We start from the raw sequence: 24408 nt of genomic DNA on the forward strand, positions 1-24408 counted from the left end.
AATACAGGGGCAACGCAAGGGTGGGAAGATATATCATAATAATCCTTTATCTTCCGAGTGAAAAGACTGTATTCATTTGGAAATCTCATTCGACCGATCCGGCGCCAATCCTGACGAGTTATTACATAGTGTGTACGCAGCAAACTATCCATGGTTGCTGCAATATGTACAGCAAAATTCGGGCAATGTGGCCGATGCGCAGGATGTTTTCCAGGATAGCGTATATGCTGCCTGGACCAATCTGCGGGAGGGTCGCTTCACCGGCAACAGCACGCAATTCAACGCTTATCTGCGGCAGATCTGCAAACACAAATGGCTCAATCACCTGAAATCGACCAGTCGTACGCGCACCAACTACCAGGATAATCTGGAGGACCTCGAGCAGCCCGGCTTCGATCCGCAGGCTGTGGCAGAACAACTGGAGCAAGGCAGGTTACTGAAAGATTGCTTTGCCCAGCTGGGTGATAAATGCAGGCAGGTTTTGGGACTATTTTATTATAGAAGGAAGTCACTGGCGCAGATAGCCACTGAGATCAACAATACCGAGGATAGTGTGAAAACGATCAAATACCGTTGTATGATGCAACTCAGGAAGTTGTACCTCGAACAAAATAAAGCGAATGGCGGATTATAAGGACCATATTAGCCAGGAAATGTTTGAGCAGATTGAGAGTTACCTGCTTGAGCGCATGGACACTGCTCAACGGCAGGCTTTCGTACAGGCCATGGCCAATGATGCGCAATTGCGTAATGAAGTGGCCTTGCAACGCAAGCTGATGGCTTCGGTGGAAGCTGGCAGTTTTCTTGCGGAGCAGCCAGCTGCTGACGCTGTTACACCTCCTGCTACACCTGCGCGCGTGCGCAGGCTCAACAGGCAATGGTGGTATGCCGCTGCTGCCGTATTGATCATAGCTATTGGGACAACGTGGTGGCTGCGCAAATCTGAAATAAACTCTCAGGACCTGTATACGCAATACTTTCATGCCGATCCCGGGCTGCCCGTAGCCATGAGCAGCACCGACGCTTATTCGTTTTATGATGGCATGGTCAGTTATAAAGAAGGGAAGTATAAAGAGGCTGCTGCTATGTGGACAAAGCTGGGCAATAAAAAAGGGTTTACTGATACACTGCAATATTTCATCGGTGTAGCTCATCTTAATAACAATGCATTACCGGAAGCCAATCAATATCTGCTGCCGGTGGCCAACAATAATACCAGTGTGTGGAAAGACAAAGCGACCTGGTATCTCGCCTTATCCTATCTCAAAGCGGACAATCGTACGGAAGCTGTCCACTGGCTAACCCAATTACCCAATGATGAACGGGCGAAGCAATTGCTGGCTGAACCAGCTTTGCGACAACCCGGTAAATAGCTGTACCATGCGTGGGCTGATCATCCTGCTTTTCTTACTGGCAGCTGCTTCACCGCTGGCTGCTCAATCTGACTACTACCAACGCTCGCGCGATGCTTACAAGGCATTGAAGACCGACAGTGCTGTGTGGTATATACAGCAGGCTATCCGCTATTTCAGCAACAACAAACAAACCGACAGTCTTGCGCTGGCCTATGTGCACAAAGGAGATATGGCCTGGCGTGAACAAGGCACCGCGCAAGGACTCGCCTTCATAGATACTGCTCTTACGCTCACCAAACAACTTCCGCAGTATAGTACTGCTATTGTTGCGGCGCTGGACAAGAAGGGCCAGATACTCGTGAATAATGCGCAGGCGCAGGAAGGAAAGCAATACCTGCTACGAGGACTTGAACACATACCTGCCAATGCTGCGCCCAATGAATTCTATATTGCTTTGTATACCGATATATCCTGGATGTATCTCGAACTGCAGGATTTTGCCAATGGTATACTGTATGGCGAAAAAGCCCAACAAGCTATCGAAAGGTTACAGGGTAAAGACTCGCGCATGCTTATCAGCGTGTACCAAACGTTGATGTACCTGGCGCACGATGCCGGTAATTTTCGTGAAGCGGAACGGTATGGCCTGGAGATGTACCGGCTGGCGGACAAACACCTGCCGGCTGTTCATGCGAATCGCGCTTTGGCGCACAACGACCTTGGCTCCATCTATGAGAGCATGTTGCGTATGGATGAGGCACTACACCACCGCCAGGAGATGGTGCGCATCATTCAACAGGTGTACCTGAAAAACAAGAATCCCAACTTATTGGCGATTGGCTACAACAATATGGGTAGGCTGTATGAAGCAATGGGCGAGATGCAGCTGGCGCATGAGTATTATGATAAAGGCCGACGCCTGCATGAAAAGAATTACGGCGCCGATGGTTATGGCATGCTGCGCCCGCTAAGTCATGTGGCCAATATCAAGCGGGTGATGAAGGATTTCGATGAAGCTGATAGTTTGTTTGCCAGGGCTTACAAGATTGCGCAGCAACAAATACCCAACGATCCCGTTGACCTTGCTTATATAGAAACGCAGTATGGTGATCTTTTTTATGACCGTGGCCAATTTGAAACGGCAGCGCGCTACTATCAGCAAGCGCTGCAACATGAGGCCAAGGCCGGCATCACCAATAGCAGGCGCACACAAAGTAATAAAACTACGCTGGGGCAGGCTTATGCAAAAATGAAACGCCTTCCAGAAGGTTTACCCCTGCTGCAGGAGGGGCTCGACAATTATCGCGGCTGGTACAACAAGGGGAATGTGGTGATCGCGGGTCAGTTTGATAAGATCTGTGAAGCTTATCTCGATGCCAATCAGTTGTCCGAGGCCATGCGTTATTCGGATAGTACTTTCCTGGAGCTGTTGCAGCTCCGCTCCTTCCCTGCCGGTAACTGGCTTCAAAAACTGCCAGTGAGTCATTTTATCCTGCGTTATATACAGCATCGCACGGCGATTGAACAGGCACTGTATAAAAAGGATGGCAATAGTGCCCGGCTAATGAACATCCTACAATTGGCAGATGATTACAGTGCTTACCTGGAAAAAAGCCTGCCGGCCCTGCGAACGCAGGCATCCCTACTGCAACTGGCCTCTAACCATAAATACATTTATAATACAGCCATCGAGGCCTGCTGGGTATTGTATCAACAAGAAAACAAACCGGCTTTGCTGGAAAAGGCTTTTGGTTTCAGCGAGAACAGTAAAGCGTTGTTGCTACGCCTGGCAGCCAATAACCTATTGGTTGATGGCGCACGTGGGTCAAAGGATGTAATGGCTAATAAAGACCTGCAATTGCGCAAACGTATCAGTCAGCTCAATGCGCAATACCTCGATGCCGGCAGCAATAACGACTCTCTGCTTTCGCTGCTTACGGGCACCATGGAATCGTATTACCGTTTCCAGGACAGTTTATTACAATCAGGAAATGCAGCTACGCAGTTGAAGTACCGCGTGAAGCCTTTTTCCATTGATGAGATACGGCAGCAGTTGTTGAATGAAAAGCAAACGTTGTTACAGTATACTGTTACCGACGACTATGTATTCCTGTTTGTACTGAATGCGCGCAACCTCGTTATGAAGCGCCTGCCCCGGAAGACGCTGGAGGATGTGAAGACATTGCAACAATTATATAACCTTCAACCGGCCGCTTTTGTGGCGCCTGCTTACCGGCTGTATGACGCGCTCGTTGCACCAGCTGTGCCGCTGTTGCTGTCGGATAAATTGTTGATCGTACCCGATGCCGATCTGTATTATTTGAATTTCGAGCTGCTGGTATCGGATGCGGCTGTAGCGGCATTCAACAAGTTACCTTACCTCATACAACGTTATAATATTGCTTACCAACTTTCTGCGACGAGCGCCCTGCAATATAAAGCTGCGGGCAGGCAAACAGCAGACAAGGCTTTGTTGCTGACTCCTGTGTTTACGGATGAGATGAAAGCTGCTTACCGCAAGGATATCAAGGATAGCTTGCTGGCCGACCAGCATTATCTGTCGCTGCTGCGCCAGCCTTTTGCGTTGAATGCGGCCCAACAGATAGGACGCTATGTAAGCACTGATCTTTTTACCGGACCTCATGCGATGGAAAGTACTTTCAAGGAGGCGGCCAACCGGTATAATATTCTGCATCTCGGCACACACGCGGAGATCAATAATGGATCGCCGCTGCAGTCGAGGTTCTTCCTGGCCAAACCTCCGGCTGAAGACTCTACCGACAGCGAAGATGGTTATCTGCATGCTTATGAAATATATGGCATGGAATTGCGGGCGGAGCTGGCGGTGCTGACTGCCTGCGAAACAGGCACCGGTGCCTGGAACCAGGGGGAAGGTGTTATTTCCCTGGCCCATAGCTTTATGTATGCCGGCTGTCCCTCGGTGGTCATGAGCCTGTGGAAGATCGATGAAAAGTCAAGTGCAGAGATCATTACGCTGTTTTATAAACACCTGGCCAGCGGTGCGTCCAAAAGCGAGGCGCTACGGGCAGCCAAACTGGAGTACCTGCAAAAAGCGCCTCCGGAGTTAAATCACCCTTATTTCTGGGCCGGCATGACACTTATCGGCGACGATGCGCCTTTGGCCCACTCCTCCTCTACCTGGTTATGGATTGCCATCCCGGTTGCCGCCCTATTGGTCATTGGCGGCCTGATATGGGTCCGCCGCCTGCGTTCCAAAAAAAGTTAACAATTCCTGTTCACCTTCCTGCAAGTTGATTGATATAGGGATATAGACAGCCCTATATTCTAAGATCTGCCGCCTCTATCCTGCATTTCTACTTATTTAACCACCAACTTGTATGAGAAGAATTTTACTCCTCCTCTTACCGGTATTATGTCCGGTATTATTGATGGCGCAGGCCAATTTCAGTACCGCGCTGCCTATTTCCGCAGGATCGGAGCAGACAGGCTCCGTAAGTCCCGCAGCACGCTACGTGTATTACAAAACATTGTTACCGGCCGATGGGACCGTGACTGTTTACCTTGAAGGCACCCATATGGGTGGCGCTAATGGTTCTTTTTCTTTTTATGCTTATGATAAAAGCGGGCGGCAGATCGGATACGATGCTTCCGTTGGCAGCAGCGCGGCGAAGGCAGGTGATCTCGTACGCGACACGGTGCGCATTACCTCCCGGGCTGCCGACAGTATTTACCTGCTGATCTATGAGGGCAGCAGCCGTACTTACAATTATAAATTGAAGTATGCGGTATTGGATCAGAGCGCCAATGACCCGGAACCCAACGGGCACTTCAGTAATGCCACACCGATGGAGCATGACAAAAGTTATGCAGGGCACCTTGGTTACGAAGCAGATAATGTGACGGACCGGTATGATTATTATAAAACATTGTTGCCGGCAGATGGTACTATCAAGGTGTATGCGGAAGGGGTACACACCGGCGGCTACGCGGGTTCTTTTTCATTGTATGTATACGATAAAGCCGGGCGGCAAATCGGCTACAAGGCTAATGCGGGCAGCACATCTACTATCGAGGGGCAAACCGTGCGCGATTCTCTCAGTGTATACTCACGTAGCGTCGATAGTGTTTATATCCTTTTGTACCAGGGCAGCACCCGTTCTTACAGTTACAAAGTAAGTTATACAGTAACTGATCGTAACCCCAATGATCCTGAGCCCAACAATACGTTTGCACAGGCAGGTGCATTCAACATGGGAGAGACCATGCAAGGCCAACTGGGACAGGAAGCCAACAATGTTACCGACCGGTATGATTATTATAAGACCAGTCTGCAGGCCGATGGTACGCTGGTTGTGTATCTTGAGGGTGTGCACACTGGTGGCTATGATGGCTCCTTTTCTTTTTATGCATATGACAAAAGTCAGCGACAGATCGGCTACCTCGCCAGTGTAGGCAATACCACAGCAAAGCCAGGCGACATCGTACGCGATACTGTTCGTATTACTTCGCTGCAGGCAGATACGATATACCTGCTGGTATTCCAGGGCAGTTCCCGCTCCTATAGTTACAAGATGAGTTATGAAATTACTGATCAAAGCACCAACGACCCGGAACTAAATAATACCATGGCGCAGGCGGTGCCGCTCAAAGAGCAGGAAACGGTTTCCGGCCATCTTGGATATGAAGCGGATAATATAACCGACCGTTACGATTATTACAAGACCGCGTTGCCAGCCGATGGCACCATTACTGTATACCTTGAAGGCATGCACACTGGCCGTTATGCAGGTTCTTTTTCTTTTTATGCACTTGATAAAAGCGGAAGGCAGATCGGCTATCTCGCCAATGTGGGTAGCAATGATACTCAATATGGGGGCACTGTGCGTGATACCGTACGCATTACTTCCAGGCAGGCTGATACCGTATACCTATACCTTTACCAAGGTAGCTCCCGCTCTTACAGTTACAAGATGCGGTATGAAATGACTGACAAGAGTGCCAATGATCCGGAGCCTAACAATGTGCGTGCCGATGCGATTCCCATCAACTATAATGCTACGGTACAGGGGCATCTTGGATATGAAGCAGATAATGTGACTGACCGGTATGATTATTATAAGGCCGTGATGCCAGCCGATGGCACCGTTACCGTATATCTCGAAGGCGTACATACAGGCGGCTACAATGGTTCTTTTTCTTTTTATGCGCTGGATAAAAGTGGAAGGCAGATCGGTTACCTCGCCAGTGCAGGCAGTACCTCCACCAAACAAGGCGAAACCGTACGGGACACAGTTCGTATCACTTCCCGTCAGGCAGACACCATATACTTATACGTGTACCAAGGCAGCACCCGATCTTACAGTTACAAGATGCGGTATGAAGTGCTGGACCAAAGTGACAATGACCGAGAGCCTAATGGTGAGTTTGTGCAGGCGCTGGCATTGGATCACCACACAACAGCAAGCGGCCACCTTGGTTACGAAGCAGATAACGTGACCGATCGTTATGATTATTACAAGACGCTGCTGCCTGCTGATGGCACCGTTACTGTATACCTTGAAGGGGTACATACAGGTGGCGCCAATGGTTCTTTTTCTTTCTATGCGTATGATAAGAGCAGGCGGCAGATCAGTTACCTGGCAGCTGTTGGGAGCAACACCGCCAAGCAAGGCGATATCGTACGCGATACCGTGCTGATACCATCGCGCGCTGCTGACAGTATTTACCTACTTGTGTACCAGGGCAGCAGCCGGTCTTATAGTTATAAGTTACGTTATGAGATGCCGGGAGCGCTCACTGGCGACAGGGAGCCTAATAATACTTTTGAAGAAGCATTATCAATCAAGCACAGCGATACTGCCAAAGGGTTATTAGGATACAACAGTGCTGCCGGTGTAGACCGCTATGATTATTACAAAATAGCCGTGCCCGCTAAAAGCTCCGTGAAGGTGTATATAGAGGGTGTGCATACGGGGGGCTCAGATGGTTCTTTTGGATTATGGGCCTATGACAGGAACCGCCGTCAACTGACAGCTAAAAGTGCTGTTGGTGCGTCAGTAGCCGTGGGTGGCATTGTGCGCGACACCATCGAAGTGAATTGTAACAGCACCGACAGTCTTTACATAAGCCTGTATCAGGGCAGCAGCCGGTCATTTACTTATAGTGTACGTTTCGAAGTGTACGACAACCGTCCTATCGCAGCGTTCAGTTATACGAGAACGGGTAACGAGTTTGGGTTTATGAATGAAAGCAGGAACAGCAACAAGCTGCTGTGGAAGTTCAACAACCAGACCAGCACGGTGACGCATCCTTTGCAACAGCTGAAGCCCGGTTTTTATGACATACAACTGATCGCCACCAATGCAACCTGCAACTTCAGCGATACGGCTAAGAAGTCGCTTACCATTTCCGGCATCGAATCTTTCACCCCAACAGAAAGCGGTGCAGGCGGGGATCTCAGCATGACCATCTTCGGTGGCGGGCTGGATGCCAATACTACCGTGACCCTGAAGAATGGCAGTGAAACATTGAACACCATCGAGAAGTATACGAACCCCAAGGGCAACCAACTGGGTATTTTATTCGATCTGCATTTTGCCAAACCAGGCGAATATGACCTTGAAGTCAAGTTTCCCAACGAAGCGGCCATAGTGTATACCAAAGCGTTTAAGATCAGCGCCATGATCTATCCAGAAACCTGGTCGGAGGTAACAGGCCCCGGCATTTTCAGGACTGGCCGCACCAGCAACTTCAATCTCGTGGTAGGTAACCGGGGCAACACAGTGGCGCGTGGCGTGATTGTAGCGATGATATGGCCTAAATCGGCGCAGATAGAATGGCTTGGTAAAGAATACCGGCCCGACCCTAACGGTTTTGCATCTGTAACGCTGGATGATGGCGAAGTAGTGAAGACACCTAACAGCAAGCTGAGCTGGGTATATGACATCAACACTACTACGCCTATCGATACCTTCCTGATGGAGCCTTATAATGGTTATGTACGTTATTTCACCGTACCGGTTGTTCCGCCAGGCTCCACTATTGAGCTACCCTTCCGTATGAAATCGGACAGTTCCGCCCACCATAAGTTCTACACATATACTGTAAAGCCCAACCAGTTTGGCTCCTGTGAAACGTTCAACATACAAACGGTGTTCACCAGTCCACAGGCAGTAGAGCTGGCGATCAATACGCTGGACATTGCTGTGGATGAGCTAAAGGTGCCCCCGGCTACCAAGATACCGGCACAGGTGGCCGTGAAAACGCTGAAGGTGACGCAAAAACATATCGATGTTGGCAGCAAGGTAGCAGCGCACCGTTTCTGGGCCTGGTATTATGGCGCCGACGACCTTACTGAAAGTGAGTACAGCGACTATTATAAGCAGGGCCTGGAAGCTGATGAATTTGCCCAGCAGCAGTTGGCAGAGATCGCTTTCGATCAGGCAATCGATATCGGCGCAGGTGCTTTGATCAAAAAGAGATCGACAGACATCACCGAGAAGCTACATGCCAGCAACCAGGCTGCGCTGAATCATAAAACCAAATTTGATGAATTGGCAGTAAGACCGAAAAAATACCAAAGCAAGGCACAACGGAAGAACCGCATTCGCATGAAAGATGAGGAAGCACGCCTGTGGGAGGAAGCTTTTAAAAGCGGACAAATGAGTATCGATGACCTGCGCAAACTGGAGTTCCTGGAAGCCGGGCTGAAAGGCGCCAAGCATCTTAAGAATGGCGTACAGGAAATTGAACTACTCATCAAATACATTGAAGAGAACTGTCCCGAACATAAGGAGCAGGCAGATAAATTAAGGGAGTTGCTGGACAAAGAAGAGGATATCACTGACCCTCGCGAGAAAGATTCAGAAACGCGTACTTCTTATGACCCTAATGCGATCTATGGCCCCAATGGTTTTAAGGCAGCGCGCTATATCAACTCAAACGACAGGCAGCCATTCCTGATCACCTTCGAGAATGTGGACACTGCCAAAGCGGATGCACAGATCGTGCGGATCATCGATACCATCGATCGTACCAAGTTTGATCTGTCTTCCTTTGAGTTTGGCTCTGTAACAGTCGGCAAACATCAGTTCACGGTACCTAAAGGCCGGAAGCAGTTCATGATTGAAAAAAGCCTGTTGCCTCATATCAACATGAAGGTGCGTATCAATGCATCGCTGGACACAACAACAGGCATCGTGTTCTGGCTATTTACTGCTATCGATCCGCAAACCGGCGACCTGCCCGACTTCGACGGCTTCCTGCCTCCGAATACAGATGCTCCTTCCGGTGAGGGTAGTGTATCCTACACCATCGCACCAAAGAAGGGCCTGGCGGATGGTACACAGCTCCGTTCCCGCGCTTCCATCGTGTTCGACACCAACGAACCTATTCTTACCAATACATGGCAGAACACGATCGACGCGGTAAAACCGGTGAGTCATATCAGTGCCAAAATCTATGAGGATACCCTGGTAGTGTTGGAGTACAGTGCTTACGATGCCGGATCGGGCGTGGATTATTATAATGTGTATGTATCTACTGATAATGGTCCCTGGGCCAATGTGCCGGGTGGTAATGCTACCAAGGTGATGCTTCAGGGTGAAGCCGGCAAGTCTTACCGTTTCTATGTGGAAGCGCAGGACAAGGCTGGTAACAGGGATAAGAAGAATGCTCTTGGTGAAGCAGTCGTGAAATTGCCTGAAGGTGCGGGCAGACAGCCTGGCTCACTTACCATATATCCCGTGCCAACCAACGGCCTGGTAAATATGGAATTGCTGGTAGAACAGGAACAACAGGTAACTATTACTGTTCACTCTGCTGCCGGTCAGCAAATGAGCGTGCTGTATAATGGTAAAGCAAATGGTTTGCTGAAAGTAAGCAGACAACTCGCTCACCTACCCAATGGTCTTTACTTCGTAACAGCTAAGGGTAGCAATGGATTGAAAGTGACGAAGAAGTTGGTAATCGCTAAATAACGTAATCCGGGTGAGCCGCACTCCCGCAGAGCGGGACAAGTTTTGAGGGCGACCCACCCAGATTTACCTGGTATTACTCAATCCCGTTTATATCAGGGTTCTCTGGTGGGTCGTTCTGCTGAACGGCTCACCTTTCTGAAAGCTCTAATCCGTAGTCTGCATAATAAACACGGTGGTTTACGTTCGGAGGTGGGTCGCTCTTTGGGGCTGGCTCACCTTCTTTTTGGTTTTCCACCAAAACCACAGGCCCACAGCTATCATAAATACTTGCATCAAAGCCCAGAACATAGTGCTGATGTCGCGGGTGAGTTTGCCGCCCCAGTCCATGAAATGGTGTTTATGAAAGAGAGCAAAGCTGTACCCTTCTGCGAGGTCTTTATCGTTTACTACTGTAGCCAGTTGACCCGTACCCGTTTCCACATAGTATCTCTCCTTACTGTTCTCTGCATAGCCTACTTTCCAAACCGGCAAACGCTTATTTACAAAGCCGTATTCATCCACAAATTTGGTGATGACCGTTGTGTTGAGAATTTTATCAGCTTGTCGCCCGCTGAACAGGGAGCCCAGGTAACGTGCGTATTGTTCTTCGCCACCTGCAAGCAACTTATAATCGGTTGCTGATATGTACAATGTATTGGGAGGTGGCACGCTCATGTTCTTCATCAGGTCCTTACTACCCGCAGGGGTTGATTTCGCTGTCGAGGGTTTAGCGCTTTTATGAAACACCTGCCAGTATTCACCGCTATTCATTTTCACCAATGAGATATTCGTGATCATTTTATCTTCGCCGGCTGCTGCATATATTTTTTGCCAGTCGGGCGCAGCCTGTTCTGTAGCAAAACGATTATCGGCTGCAGTAATAGCGCGGGTATCTGTATTTAGTTTTTCAAATGCATGAAAGGCACCACTGAATGTAAATAGCAGGGTAAATAAAGAAGCGGTGAGTGAAGTGTAGCGGTGTATGCGGCGGGCACGAACTGTAGAGTTGCCGTTTGCCTTCTTTGTCTTCGTGGTGAAGAACATGTACAGACCCATGATTGTGGTGAACATCGCCATTAGCATGATCAGTATCTCTACAACATGCTTTCCTTTCCCCATGAAGTCCAACCATCCCAGAGTATGAAACCAGGAAAAGAAGGTATCGAAAGCAGCACGCCGGTCGTCTACTGCAAAAGCAAACCGGTCCTGCGCGGTCTCTACATAAATACGAATGCCGTCTGCCCGGTCAAAACTTACTTTGTAAGCAGGCAGGTAACGGTTCACATATTTGTATTCGCTATCGAATTGTTCGACGAGGTCTACTGTAGTAACTTTTACCCCCTTGGTGACATTCATGATCGTGAACATCGTGTTGGTACAACAATCATGATCACCGCTCAATGCTTCTGCCGCGGGAGTCGTACTGCCATCGGGCAAGGGTTCGGGCTTAAGTGATGCGAGCATCTTACTGGCCTTCGCATCTGCCGCAGCCTGTTCGTCTCCTTCGAGGAATTGTTTGGCCAGGTAGCGGGCATATAGTTCGTCACCATCGGGCAGCAACTTTCCTCTATCCGTGCTGTAATATTTCAACACAGGATTGCACGGCAGTTTCACCTGGTAAAACCAGTTGCCATTAATGGCTACCAACCTGAAGCGGCTGAATGAATCCACCTTATTCTTTTGCAGTGCCTGCGCCAGGGATACTTTAATCTTTGCTGTGTCAATGACAGGCGCTGTCAACTTTTGCGTAGCTACCTGCGGGCGGATGTTGGTCATCAGCGGATGCATGAATCCACTGACAGCCCACAGTAGTACGGGGAGAGCTATGATAAGGCTCACTATACGGTGCGACCGGTACATGTTCCGGCGGATATATTTTCGGAGGGTCATGGGTTATTTTTTGAAGAGGTGACCAAAATCGTAAGACAGTCCTACGTTGAAGTTGCGAGGCTCGGCCGGATTATAACTATAGCCGAAGCTGCTTTTGCTGGCAGTATAGGCATAGTAACTATCGCCCAGGTTGATGGTGTTTACCCATACTTCCACTGCTTTCCATTGGTAACCTACACGCAAATGCACCACGTTGAAACCAGGATATTTAACTGTATTCACCGGATCGAGCCAGTAGCTGCCTACGTGCTGCCACTCCACTCCTACTCTTAAGCCTTTTACAAAAGAAGGACGGTACCACAGTTCTGTATTGTAAATCCAATTGGGGGCACCGTTCATTTCGTTGCCATCATATTTTACGCCTTTCTCGTTGAAGTTGGTGAACTCATGGCGACTGTAAGCACCACTAAAACGAAAGGTCACGTCTTTAACAGGTATAGCATTCACGCCCAGCTCTATGCCTTTATGCAGGGTTTTGCCTGCATTGCGATTTTCTGTAGAGCCATCATCCAGTTTTACAGAAACTACTTCATTTGTTCCTTCGAGATAATACAGGCTTACATCAGCGCTCAATTTACCTTTCAGGAGGGTGAGCCATCCACCAGCTTCGTAATTGTAAAAAGTAGATGACTTCAGGTCGGGCACTTTTACGCCGCGGTACATTTCTGTGACTTGTGGCGGCACAAAGCCCTGGCTGTAGTTGGCATAGATGCCGGCTGTGCGGCTGAAGTTGTAGGTGAATCCTACTTTCGGGCTTAAGGCACTGAAATGATTGGTGGTATCGGGCGAGCCACTAAAAGCGGAAGGCTTTAAATGGTTGTCGAACTTGTATCGAAAAAGATCATAACGTAAAGAAGCTACTACCCGTAGTTTTTCTACCGGCGACAATTCGACATTCACAAATGCCGCATAGTTGTTGATGTTGTTACTATAATGCGTGAGCACACTGTCCTTTGGCTCATAGCTGAGGTATTTGCCACTGACAGAGTCCTTCTTTATACGGATATAATCTGCTCGGTATGTAGAAGGGCTGATGTCAGCGCTTACGCCGCCAACGATAGCTGCCTCTTTCCAGGCAAACTGTTGTTTGTGTTGGGCTATGAGTACATAGCTATTGAATGAGGCTGCATTGATCTCTCCATGTGCCAGGTCTTTCTTCCCCACCCAACTGTTGCCCTGGCGACGGTAATCGTCTTTTACGGAGTAAGAGGGATTTTGCCCGATCGTGTTATCGCGGTACAGGAACGACACACTGCTCCTGCTGTTGTCGTTCCAGGTGTGTTGGAGTGTGGAACGGTAGCGCAGGGCATCTACTGAACGGTAGGTAAAGGTTTGCGGATTGAGGAATGATTTATTGGCAAATTTGGTACTGTCGATGCCACCGGGCATATCGCTGTAGTAATCCATCCAGGTGATGGTATTCGTCAACAGGGTCTTATCACTAAAGCGGTAATCGACACGCGCGCTGATAATGCCTTTATGAAAATCGCTGTACTCGATATAGCTGTTTCGTTTATCGGCATAATAGCCGTTCACGCTTACGCCCCACTTGCCACTGGTGAAGCCAGTTTGTATCTCGGCTCTTTTATAACCTATATCATTGCCTTGTACAGACAGCTTAAGAGAAGGCAGAGCCGTAGGCGCCAAGGTAATGAAATTCACTACGCCTCCAATGGCTTCGCTGCCATAGAGGGAAGAAGAAGGGCCTTTGATGACTTCGATATTTCGCACGGCAGCCATATTCATTTCAAGCAAAGCATTGTGGTTGAACAAGCCGGTTGTGCGGATGGGAATCCCATCTTCGAGGTAGAGGAACAGACTCTTGGTAGTCATGGGCTGGCGAATGCTCATGGAGTGTTGCTCGTTGCCCAGGTTTACCATGTATACGCCACTTACTTTATTCAGTACCTGGTCTGCCGTGATGGGCCTGGTATCCTGTATGGTTTTAGCCGTCAGCGTATTGATGGCGATGGGCGCCTGTGAACGCCGGGCCACATCTCTGTTGGCAGTGATCACCACTTCCTGCATGGTGCTGTTGTTGACCTGCAAGGTGATGATCAATTCAGTTTGTGATCGATCGACTTGCAGGTTAACGGGTTGATAGCCGACAGAAGTGACTGTGAGTTGTTGTTGACCATCGGGCAGTTGTAATTCAAACTCGCCATTATTATTTGTAAAAGCACCCAGTTTAGCTGCCTTGATCTGTACAGCGGCATGTGCAATGGGTTCTTTGGTAATGCCGTCAATTACTTTTCCGCGGCACTTGCCTGATTGGGCTACTGCCTGTTGTATAAATAATACGCTGCAAAGCGTGATAAGGTATTTAATAACACTTTTCATTATCGTCCGGTTTTGGCATGAAGTATTTGCCACCTTTGCCATCGCAAAAGTGCATGGAACAACGGGCCACTTCAACAGGAGGGTGTATGAAGTGGAAAAATCTAAGGATGAATCGAAGTCAGATTGCTCTACGTCACCCACTTTGCTCACCGGTAAGCAAGGAGATAACGTACATGCAGGTTACACTACGGGATTATTACGCTCGTGGAGGATGAAAAATGGCAGCAACGTCTTGTTGGATGATATGTGCTGCATAAGCGGGGAAACGAGTGGATATTTCTATAGATAGTTCAAGATGTGCTTCTTCTGCAACTTCGTTGAACAGGAATACTTCGAATTTTTCTTTACCGCCATTCATGGGAGTGCTCTCCTGCTTGTCCTGGGCGGTCATTTGCTTGCGCAGGTAACATTTACCGTGACAATCGGAGTTGGGCTTTGCTCGGTTCTCACACAAGGTAGCGGCAATGGTACGCTGGTTGATGGCAAAGCTCACCACCAGCCAGCATTTGCTGAAGGTTTGTGCCATTACGATCACCAGCAATAATATGGCGCCTGCCTGCTTCAATTGTGAAATTTGTGCAAAAGTAAGGCGCGAAGGTTGAAATAAGAACAACCAATACCGGGGATTTTTTTGAGTACAGCATCATGCATTCTGTGTCTTGAACTACTGACTACCAACGACGTTAAACCAAAGTGGCCTATTCCAGGACTTGGTGTTATTAACTTCCTGCTCTATATTGAGGACTTAACGATCATTACATTATTAAACACATAAGCCGTGTTCTCCTTTTTTAAGCGTAAAAAGCCATTATTACCGGTTCCCGAATGGGCTTCCTTCTTTAGCCAGGAAGAATATAACAGATTCATATCTCACCTCGAGGGCTATTTAAAGGGAAAGGACGTAGAACGTGATTATGAAGAAGCTGCTTTTGCTATTGAGAATGAATACAAGGAAAAAACTAGTCATGGTTTAAATAACATTGCTCAACAATGTAAACAGGCTCCTGCCAATGAATGGAAGAAACTGATCACTACACACTTTGACTCTTTCAAGCAGATTGATAAGTTCGGCCGTGAGTTTGAAGCTCATGCACACGATTTTAATTATGTGAGCCCGTTTCTTGGGGTAAGGCTCTACAACAAGGAATATATCAGTAGTATAGGCGATGACATTGTTATTACAAGAAATATAATGGATGGCATTATCGCCATGCTGGTCTTCGATTTTCCGCATAGTGTGTCAAATGTAAAGCCTGAACAGAGTGTCCTTTGGAACAAATCGGAGGATGAGCTTTTCGAGATAGGCATTTCAAATATAAGGTCCAATTATAAAACTGAAATATCCAGTCATCGATTGGAAGGATTTGATATTTTCATGACTGAGGGGGATCATTTCTTTGTGCCCAATATTTTACTGGAATTACAACAACATCCATCGCTCACAGGGACATACGGGTCGCTGATAAGTATTCCACACAGGCATTGTGCTCTATTCTATCCTATTGAAGATATGCAGGTTGCCAAGGCGGTCAATCATTTTATCCCGCTCACCAATTATATGTATGAACAAGGGCCGGGCTCCATCAGCCCGAAACTATACTGGTATTATCAGAACTCTTTTCAATTATTGCCTTATGAACTGACTGACCGTTCATTAAAACTAATGCCACCAGATGACTTTGTATCCATGCTGAACCTACTGGAATAATCAATCGCTTAGCTTACTTCATTTACCTGGTAATGTTTGCGGTGGGCCATCGGTGTTTTACCAGTGATTGCCTTGAAGTGGCGATTGAAGTTGGAGAAGTTGTTGAAGCCGCTCTCGTAACATACTTCTGCAATGCTTTTCTGGGTTTCGGCCAGCAGCTTACAGGCATGCCCTATCCGCACTTCCATGAGGAACTGGGAGAAAGTCTTTTTAATACGAGACTTGAAGTAGCGGCAAAACGAGTTGGGACTAATGTGTGCCACTTTAGCGATCTGCTCCAGCGTGATCTCGCGGGAGAAGTTCTTCATAATATGCTGGTATATATTGTTCATGCGATCGGCTTCCATTTCGTTGTACTGGAAATCCAATCCTTTACTACACACTGTTTTGGTTTGCCGTGAGCCGGCGATTGCATGCAGTATCTGCATCAGTAAAATAAGGCGTTCGCCTTTACGGGCCGTTACCAATTGCTGCATATATCCGGCTACCGCTATCCTCGTCTGGTTTTTGATACGCACAGCCTGCTGGGCCTTATCGAATAATCTCAATACGTCTTTGTTCTCCGGTAATTTAAAGAAGTCTGCGCCCAGACATTCCGGCGTAAAATGTACCACGATCGCTTCTACCTGTAATGTGGAGTTCTTACGCAGGTATTTTTCATCGCTCCTGAACCAGTGGGGCAAGTTGGAACCCAACAGAATCATATCATTGGCCTTGAAGTGGTGGATATGGTCACCAATGAATTGTCGGCCATAGCCTTTTATAAAATGTACCAGTTCCAGTTCGGGATGATAATGCCAGTGATTGTAAAAATGCGGCAATATAGCATGGCGCACACTAAAGGAATGTTCTGCTTCCAGGTGAATCTTCATTAAATGCGCCTTCATGCTAAATCGATTTTAATACTTTCATGGTATAAAATATACACTAAGGTATGGTTCTGATGGTAAGATAGTACAAAAAATAGGTAATAGCGTGGTAAGTAGTTTTAGTAAATGCTTATACTTTTGTCTTCACGATCAAGTTACAGGCCTCTATGATTGCGGCCAATGAGCAGGGCTCCTATGTGTATCGCAAACACTTTGCCTGCTTTTTGCTTTTCTTTATCAATCCCAATAGTCCATTGGTTATTATCTATTTGACTCATTGAAATAATATGGGCCAGGAAATCTATTGCTTACTATTCACCGGAAAAACAAAAACACATGTCAAGTCGTATCATCATGGCGCTCAACCAGGCAGGCATTAAGGACATCGACCTGGTAGGCGGAAAAAATGCTTCTCTCGGAGAAATGCTGCAGCATCTTACTCCACTGGGTGTAAAGATCCCTCAGGGTTTTATCATCACCGTAGCTGGCTACACCAAGTTTATCCGCTTCAACAAGCTGGAAGAGCGGATACAGCAGATCATGGAGTCTATCAAGGTGGATGATATTACTTCTCTGCAACAAGGCGGCGCAGCTATCAGGCAGCTTATTACCCGTAGTCCATTTCCTCCTGAAATGATCGACCAGATCAGTGATGCGTATGATGAATTGTCTGAGCAGTACAAACAGGTCATTACCGATGTAGCGGTGCGTTCGTCTGCGACAGCCGAAGACCTGCCCGACGCTTCTTTTGCCGGACAACAGGACACTTACCTCAATGTGAAAGGCATTGATCAGTTGCTGGACTCCGTAAAGCGTTGTTTTGCCTCTCTCTTTACGGACAGGGCCATCAGCTACCGGCAAAGTTTTGGATATGACCATTTTAAGATTGGTTTATCGGTATGTGTGCAGAAAATGGTGCGGTCTGACCTTGGGGCTTCCGGCGTAGCTTTCTCATTAGATACTGAAAGTGGATTCAAAGATGCCATCGTAATCAATGGTGCTTTTGGACTGGGAGAGCTCGTCGTGCAGGGCACCGTGTCGCCAGATGAGTTCATTGTATTTAAGCCTGCTTTGCAAAAAGGGTTTCAGTCTATCATTGAAAAGAAGCTGGGCACCAAAGACAAAAAGATGGTCTATGGTGATGAACCTGGAGAGCGGGTGGCCGTTGTAAACACCAGCCCGTACGAAAAGAATAACTTCTGTATTCCGGACCATATCGTATTGCTGCTCAGCAAATGGGTCATGGACATTGAAAAATATTATTCCACGCTTCACCAACGTTGGTGCCCCATGGATGTGGAATGGGCTGTTGATGGTCTATCAAAGGAGTTGTACATCGTACAGGCCCGTCCTGAAACGATCCACTCCCGTAAGCGGGCAGGTACTTTTACTGAATACAGCATACAGGATGCAGACAGGGCAGAAAAAATACTCGCCAAGGGTATTGCTGTAGGTGATAAAATTGCCAGTGGCAAAGTGAGGATATTGGACTCCATGGATACACAAAATCTACATGCACTTCAATTTGAGCAAGGCGATGTGCTGGTAACTGATATGACTGACCCCGACTGGGAGCCCATCATGAAAAAGGCAGCGGCTATCATTACCAATAAAGGAGGGCGCACCTGTCACGCCGCTATTGTGGCGCGCGAAATGGGCGTGCCTGCTATTGTTGGTTGTGGGAATGCTACACAGCTATTACAGGAAGGACAGCTTGTTACTGCTTCCTGTGCTGAAGGTGAAACAGGATTAATCTATGCAGGTATTATTCCTTTCGAGACCGTATCGTTTGACCAAAGCGATTTTCCGGAGGTAGAGACGCCTGTATTGCTCAATGTAGCTTCCCCTGACATGGCTTTTCGTTTTGCCAGTCTTCCCAGCAAAGGTGTAGGGTTGGCGCGGGAGGAGTTCATTATCAACAATTATATTAAGGTTCACCCCCTGGCGTTGTTGCATCATCGCCGACTGAACGATGCCAAGCTCACAGCTGCCATAGAAGATATTACGCGGGGCTACAAGGATGAAGAAGATTTCTTTGTGCAGAAGTTATCGCAGGGTATCTCTAAAATAGCTTCTGCATTCTATCCTAACAAAGTGCTGGTACGTTTTTCAGACTTCAAGAGTAATGAGTATTACAACCTGCTGGGTGGCTGTCATTTTGAGCCGTCTGAAGAGAATCCCATGATCGGCTGGCGGGGTGCATCCCGGTATTACTCTCCTCAATACAAAGAAGCATTCTTATTGGAATGCAGGGCTATCAAGCATGCCCGTGAAAAGATGGGGCTGAAGAATATTGTCGTAATGATCCCATTCTGCCGTACCGTAACAGAGCTGAACCAAGTATATGATGCCATGAAGGAAGGTGGACTGGAGCGTGGTGTAGATGGTTTGCAAGTGACGCTCATGGCCGAGTTGCCTTCGAACATCATCATGGCAAGGGAGTTTGCCCGTCATGTGGATGGATTCTCGATCGGCTCCAACGACCTTACACAGCTCGTGCTGGGCCTCGATCGTGACTCTTCATTGGTGGCTCATATTTATGACGAGCGCAATGAGGCTGTCAAGTCTATGATCAGGATGCTTATTCATGCGGCCAGGGAGGCTAATATCCCTGTAGGTATTTGCGGGCAGGGACCTTCCGATTTCCCGGACTTTGCACAGTTCCTGGTGGAGATGGGTATTGATTCGATCTCTGTTACGCCAGATTCTTATTACAAGACAGTGAAAGCTATTTATCATATAGAACAGCAGTTAAAAGTATTAATAGCTTAGTTTAGTTACGGAGAAACCAAAATAAGGAGTGAGTGGAGAGACCTTAAGCAGTCCCGCCCAAGGAGGGCGGGACTCACTATTGGGCTAAAGCCCAAGAAGGTGCACAATCTTTTAACCCGGCCCTAAAGGGCCGGGCAATTCGGTACACGGCCAGAGCGCTTGCTTCGATAGCAGATTTCTCACTTCGCTATCGCTCCGTTCGAAATGACAAAAAAGGGAGGGTTCCGTTCGAAATGAGCTATTATTCGTTCAAGTTAAAATAGCTGATAGAATCGCCAGTAAAAGTTATTGACTTACCACCCGGATCGGATAGATTGCAACTTCTAAATAGTTTGCATGTACCGGTTTATTGCTTTGTTGTTTGTTCATTGTGCTTTCCTGTTCGCCTGCCTGGCACAGGAAACGGCGTCTCTCCCCTATGACAATTTTATCAATGTAAGGAATGGGTTAAAGAATAGTTACGCAACCATCACCCAACGTCAGCAGCTCACCGTTGCTTACCTTGGTGGTTCTATTACGCACAACCCGGGCTGGAGGAATAAAGTAGATTCTTTCCTGCGGCAAAGCTATCCGACCTGTCGTTTCCGCTCCATCAGCGCGGGTATACCTTCACTTGGCAGCCTGCCGCATGTGTTCCGTCTGCAACAGGATGTATTGGATTCCGGAAAAATCGATCTATTGTTTCTTGAAACGGCGGTGAACGACCGGGTAAACGGCACGGACAGTATTACGCAGGTGCGTACGCTGGATGGCATTGTACGTCATGCACTGCGTTCCAATCCCAGCATGAACATTATTATCATGTCGTTTGCCGATCCTGATAAAACTAAAGATTACGACAATAACCATACTCCGGCAGAGATCGTGAATCATGAAATGGTGGCTGCTCAGTATGCGCTTCCTTCTATCAACCTCGCTAAAGAGGTGCATGACCGGATGCGACATGGTGAGTTTTCGTGGGAGAAAGATTTTAAAGACCTACATCCCTCTCCTTTTGGTCAGCAATTGTATTTTGCCAGTATCAAGGAGTTGCTGCAACGTTGTTTTGCCCAGGCAGCACAGGATTCGATCGCAAAGCAAAGACACGCGCTGCCCAATGCGCTGGATCTTTATGTTATAGAGAAAGGAAGATATTATCCTATTAAGCATGCCCGTACTGACAGCAATTGGCAACTAAATCCCAGCTGGACACCTACTGATGGTCTTAAGACCCGGCCTGGTTTTGTGAACCGCCCTATGCTGGAGGCTACTGTACCCGGAGCCACGCTTAATTTGTCGTTTAAAGGCTCTGCCATTGGCATGGCTATCGTGTCGGGCAGCGATGCCGGGGTTGTTTCTTATTCTATCGACAATGGACCGTTTAAAGAGATCGACCTCTTTACTCAATGGAGCCGATCGCTTCACTTACCCTGGTATATATTATTCAGTAGTGAGCTAACCGAAGGAAAGCATCAATTACAACTAAAAATAGCTGATAAGAAGAATGAAAAAAGCAATGGGCATGCCTGCCGCATTGTGCACTTTCTAACTAACGACGGTCGCAAATAAAAACCGGGAAAAGAAGGTAAACTTACCTTCCCTCCCGGGTGTGGTTGTTGGCTCTCCAACCAACATTAGCACCTCCTCACAGATGCTGACAAACACTTAGAATAACAAAAGGGGAATTGAATGAATCTTGTAGTATGACTGCCTATGGACGGAAACAGATACGTCCTCGTCTTCAGATATTGATTTAAGCGGTAAGCTATGATTGAATCCGGAACATGCTCGTATTCGCGGATAGTTCTTATAGAATAATTGGGTATCTGCTTCTTTGCCATAGACGGGCACAAAAATAACGTAGACATATTGTGCAGGGCTTGCACTTTCTACTTCTTGTATGGCACTTTTTACCGATGACCTTTTTCGGGTATTCGAAAAAGATTATCAGGTGTCTATAAGCGGTATGATTAGTTTTATTACTGGCGCTGACGACTTGTATATGGGCCAACCACTTTCGTAACGGGCATATCTTCCCGGCTATCGTCCAGCGTAATTACATAATAGCTTTTACCGCCGGGTAATACACGTACTACAATATGCCCCTGCTGGCTGGCGTAAGCTCTGTCGATCAATGGTCCGATAACCAGTTTGGTGGGCTCCATCATGTTGGTGGCGAAGAGATCGCGCTTTGCTGTGTATAGGTATGGAGAGGTGACGCGGATAAGTACTTCATGGCCCGGGTGATCGGCCGTCCATACCTGCTGTACCCATACTTGTGGCTGAAAGGTTCTGATCTGGAATTCGTTGACCGCATCACGGTTGCCGTGGTGATCCATCGTAGCTACTTCCACCTGTCCGACAGCTTTTGCTACCGGTGTTTCCACATCACGCCAGGCAGCATCGCCTAAGAACACATTGCCTCCGCAATCGCCACCTGTATAATAAACAAAGGGGCCATAGTTTATCGTGAGCACATTGCTCAGGCTGTTCTCATCCGGCCATGTTTTACTATTGGCGGGATCAACGGCTGGGAAGTGTTGTATTACTGTGCTGTCTTTTCCTGTCCATATCCAGCCATTCGATTTTACATTCTGTACATAACAGCCGGGGAACTGTGCAGGCTTGTACTGCATGGCTATTTGTGTTCGGGAACCGGCTTTCAGTGATTGGACCTGCATGCCATGCTGCCGCTTTTCGGTTTGCATGTACTGTTGTAGGTTTTGCCATGTCTTTATAAAATGGGTTTCGCCTCCTGCATACCGTGCCAACAATGTTGACATTGGTACCGGATAAGTAGTGTCGCGTATCAGCAGGTTACGTACAGGCACCATGCCGCCCACGCCTGTGATGCCTGTCAATGCATAGCTTTTATCTGCCGACAGTGGCGCTGCCGGGTACCAGCTTCCAAAGTGATCGTCGTGAAAGTGGGATATCACTGCATAATCGATCGTGGCCTTCCTGATGGCTGGTGCTACCTGTTGAATGTAGCGAGCAATCCACTCATAGGGTTGCCGGCTTTCATTTGGACGTAATACCGTATTGCGTTTGGAAGTTGTTCTTGGATTCGTAGGGTCCATTTCACCTGCATCAAACAAGATCGTAGTGCCATCGGGCAAAATATAATAGGAAGCATTGCCTCTACCCGTGTTGATGTGATGCAGATCGAGGTAGCCTTCTTTCCAGGCCGGCAGTGGTTTGCCGGGTATGGCAATATTTATAGTGGTTTGTGCCTGCAGACTATTGGACAGTGCCATCAATAAGGAAATGCCCAACAGGCAATAGCGGGTCGCTTGTTTTACAGGTAACATATCGGCAAACATATCTTTGTATTGGGTGATCTGCTTTGCTTACAGGCGACTTAACAATGATTTCATATTACACACTTCGACAGGCTCAGTGTGACATAGTGCGCTCAGTGTGACATCAGAATATCCGCTCCACAAAAAGGTTCACGATCTCTACTGCGATTAGGATGATAATGATCCATTCCAGTGTAGAGCTATGTGAGTGCTGATTGATGTCTTTGTAAATTTCGAGGTTTTCCTGGATGATGTCGAGACTTTCCTGCAGGCTACGGTAGCGTATCCTGATATCCAGCTCAAGGTTGAGCTGGGCATTCAGCTCGTTGAGGTATTGGTCTTCCCAAGTGATATCGGGACTATCGAATATATATAGGTTGCGGGCAATCCTGTTTTTCAGGTTAAGCGCTTTCCCAATGTATTTCAGCAGCCGCTTGCCTTTGATCGAGAACCGTCCTTTGTGTTCCAACTCATCGCTGAAGAAGGCCGTCTGCTCCAACAGGATATTGGTTTGCTCGATGTAATAGTCCAGCGCTACCGACTGGGCCACATTCAGCATAATGATCTTGGCTACATCTACATTGATGTGGTTAACGATGACCTTATCGAAGAGGGCTTTTGTGGGCGAGTCGGGGACTATTTCTATATTGATCTGCTCGCTTTCCAATTCGTTTACGGCCAACGCCAATATTTTACGGATGGAACCGATAATATCTGTTTGTACTGTCTTTTCTATGCCGAAGAAAACCACGCTTCCATAGTCGAATACCTGAAACCAGGAGTATTGGCTTGTTTCGTAGATCAGTTCGGTGGGGTCGGCATAAACGCAATGAAAGGCAAGACTGTTCTTAATTAGTTTAAGGTCTAGCCGTTCTCCTAAATGATATCCTATTGCAGTGATTTGCATAATTCAACAATGTCACTACTAAAGTACATATTATTGGGGAATGGCGTGTTAAGTGTGTTGCATGATCACATTGAGCAAGCTTCGCTTATCGATCATACCGGGATGGCGCCATAGTATTTTGCCTTCTTTGAAGATTATAAAGGTAGGCACAGCCGATACGCCGTAGGCTTGTGCGGCCTGCGTGTTCTTATCAATATTGATCTTTATTATTCGAGCTTTGCCGCTCACTTCTTTGGCTACTTCCTGGATAACCGGGCTCATTGCTTTGCAGGGTCCACACCAGTCGGCATAAAAATCGACCAATACCGGTGTTTCCGACTGTATGAGTTGATTAAATGGTTCCATAG

The 24408-nt window shown here is 47.6% G+C and carries 15 protein-coding genes; 7 read left to right on the forward strand and 8 right to left on the reverse strand.

Annotated elements, in window-relative coordinates; all coding sequences use genetic code 11:
* The first annotated feature begins 76 nt into the window (after positions 1 to 76).
* The 4 genes from AC5JBY_RS32370 (at position 77) to AC5JBY_RS32385 (ending at position 10315) form a co-directional block, all read left to right on the forward strand.
* Complete coding sequence (locus tag AC5JBY_RS32370) at positions 77 to 634, forward strand: RNA polymerase sigma factor (RefSeq protein WP_495908855.1); 558 nt, start codon at positions 77 to 79, stop codon at positions 632 to 634.
* Positions 621 to 1373, forward strand: coding sequence for a hypothetical protein (locus tag AC5JBY_RS32375; RefSeq protein WP_495908856.1), 753 nt, complete (start codon positions 621 to 623; stop codon positions 1371 to 1373). Before AC5JBY_RS32370 ends, AC5JBY_RS32375 begins: the two co-directional genes overlap by 14 nt.
* The gene (locus tag AC5JBY_RS32380) at positions 1315 to 4602 is read left to right on the forward strand and encodes a CHAT domain-containing protein (protein ID WP_495908857.1); all 3288 of its coding nucleotides are present in this window, start codon (positions 1315 to 1317) and stop codon (positions 4600 to 4602) included. The genes AC5JBY_RS32375 and AC5JBY_RS32380 overlap by 59 nt, the downstream gene beginning before the upstream one ends.
* Before the next feature lie 112 nt (positions 4603 to 4714).
* A complete protein-coding gene (locus AC5JBY_RS32385; RefSeq protein ID WP_495908858.1) occupies positions 4715 to 10315 on the forward strand; it encodes a T9SS type A sorting domain-containing protein in 5601 nt (1866 codons plus the stop codon).
* A 177-nt stretch (positions 10316 to 10492) separates the two neighbouring features.
* On the opposite strand, the gene AC5JBY_RS32390 is transcribed toward AC5JBY_RS32385, so the two are convergent.
* From AC5JBY_RS32390 to AC5JBY_RS32400, 3 genes are all read right to left on the reverse strand, one after another.
* Positions 10493 to 12184, reverse strand: coding sequence for a PepSY domain-containing protein (locus tag AC5JBY_RS32390; protein WP_495908859.1), 1692 nt, complete (start codon positions 12182 to 12184; stop codon positions 10493 to 10495).
* Positions 12185 to 12187: 3 nt separating this feature from the next.
* Positions 12188 to 14524 (reverse strand): TonB-dependent receptor, encoded by a 2337-nt coding sequence (locus tag AC5JBY_RS32395; RefSeq protein WP_495908860.1) that lies wholly within the window; start codon positions 14522 to 14524, stop codon positions 12188 to 12190.
* Between the two features lie 196 nt (positions 14525 to 14720).
* Positions 14721 to 15137, reverse strand: a complete 417-nt coding sequence (locus AC5JBY_RS32400) for a hypothetical protein (protein ID WP_495908861.1) — start codon at positions 15135 to 15137, stop codon at positions 14721 to 14723.
* A 165-nt stretch (positions 15138 to 15302) separates the two neighbouring features.
* On the opposite strand from AC5JBY_RS32400, the gene AC5JBY_RS32405 reads away from it, so the two are divergent.
* Entirely contained in the window at positions 15303 to 16232 is a 930-nt protein-coding gene (locus AC5JBY_RS32405) for a hypothetical protein (protein ID WP_495908862.1), read from the forward strand.
* Between the two features lie 8 nt (positions 16233 to 16240).
* On the opposite strand, the gene AC5JBY_RS32410 is transcribed toward AC5JBY_RS32405, so the two are convergent.
* A complete protein-coding gene (locus AC5JBY_RS32410) occupies positions 16241 to 17119 on the reverse strand; it encodes an AraC family transcriptional regulator (RefSeq protein WP_495908863.1) in 879 nt (292 codons plus the stop codon).
* A 137-nt stretch (positions 17120 to 17256) separates the two neighbouring features.
* The gene (locus AC5JBY_RS32415) at positions 17257 to 17379 is read right to left on the reverse strand and encodes a hypothetical protein (protein WP_495908864.1); all 123 of its coding nucleotides are present in this window, start codon (positions 17377 to 17379) and stop codon (positions 17257 to 17259) included.
* A gap of 58 nt (positions 17380 to 17437) precedes the next feature.
* Between AC5JBY_RS32415 and ppsA the strand changes: the two genes are divergently transcribed.
* Both ppsA and AC5JBY_RS32425 read left to right on the forward strand, forming a co-directional pair.
* Positions 17438 to 19873: a phosphoenolpyruvate synthase gene (gene ppsA, locus AC5JBY_RS32420; protein ID WP_495908865.1), complete on the forward strand. Its 2436-nt coding sequence runs from the start codon at positions 17438 to 17440 to the stop codon at positions 19871 to 19873.
* A 336-nt stretch (positions 19874 to 20209) separates the two neighbouring features.
* On the forward strand, positions 20210 to 21421 hold the full coding sequence (locus AC5JBY_RS32425; RefSeq protein ID WP_495908866.1) for an SGNH/GDSL hydrolase family protein: 1212 nt from the start codon (positions 20210 to 20212) through the stop codon (positions 21419 to 21421).
* 410 nt (positions 21422 to 21831) lie between these two features.
* Here the strand turns inward: AC5JBY_RS32425 and AC5JBY_RS32430 are convergent, their stop codons facing one another.
* The 3 genes from AC5JBY_RS32430 to trxA form a co-directional block, all read right to left on the reverse strand.
* The gene (locus AC5JBY_RS32430; protein WP_495908867.1) at positions 21832 to 23175 is read right to left on the reverse strand and encodes a ComEC/Rec2 family competence protein; all 1344 of its coding nucleotides are present in this window, start codon (positions 23173 to 23175) and stop codon (positions 21832 to 21834) included.
* Between the two features lie 103 nt (positions 23176 to 23278).
* Positions 23279 to 24061 (reverse strand): RMD1 family protein, encoded by a 783-nt coding sequence (locus AC5JBY_RS32435; protein ID WP_495908868.1) that lies wholly within the window; start codon positions 24059 to 24061, stop codon positions 23279 to 23281.
* Positions 24062 to 24109: 48 nt separating this feature from the next.
* Positions 24110 to 24406 (reverse strand): thioredoxin, encoded by a 297-nt coding sequence (gene trxA, locus AC5JBY_RS32440; RefSeq protein ID WP_495908869.1) that lies wholly within the window; start codon positions 24404 to 24406, stop codon positions 24110 to 24112.
* Positions 24407 to 24408 lie beyond the last annotated feature (2 nt).

This window comes from Paraflavitalea sp. (assembly GCF_059502485.1).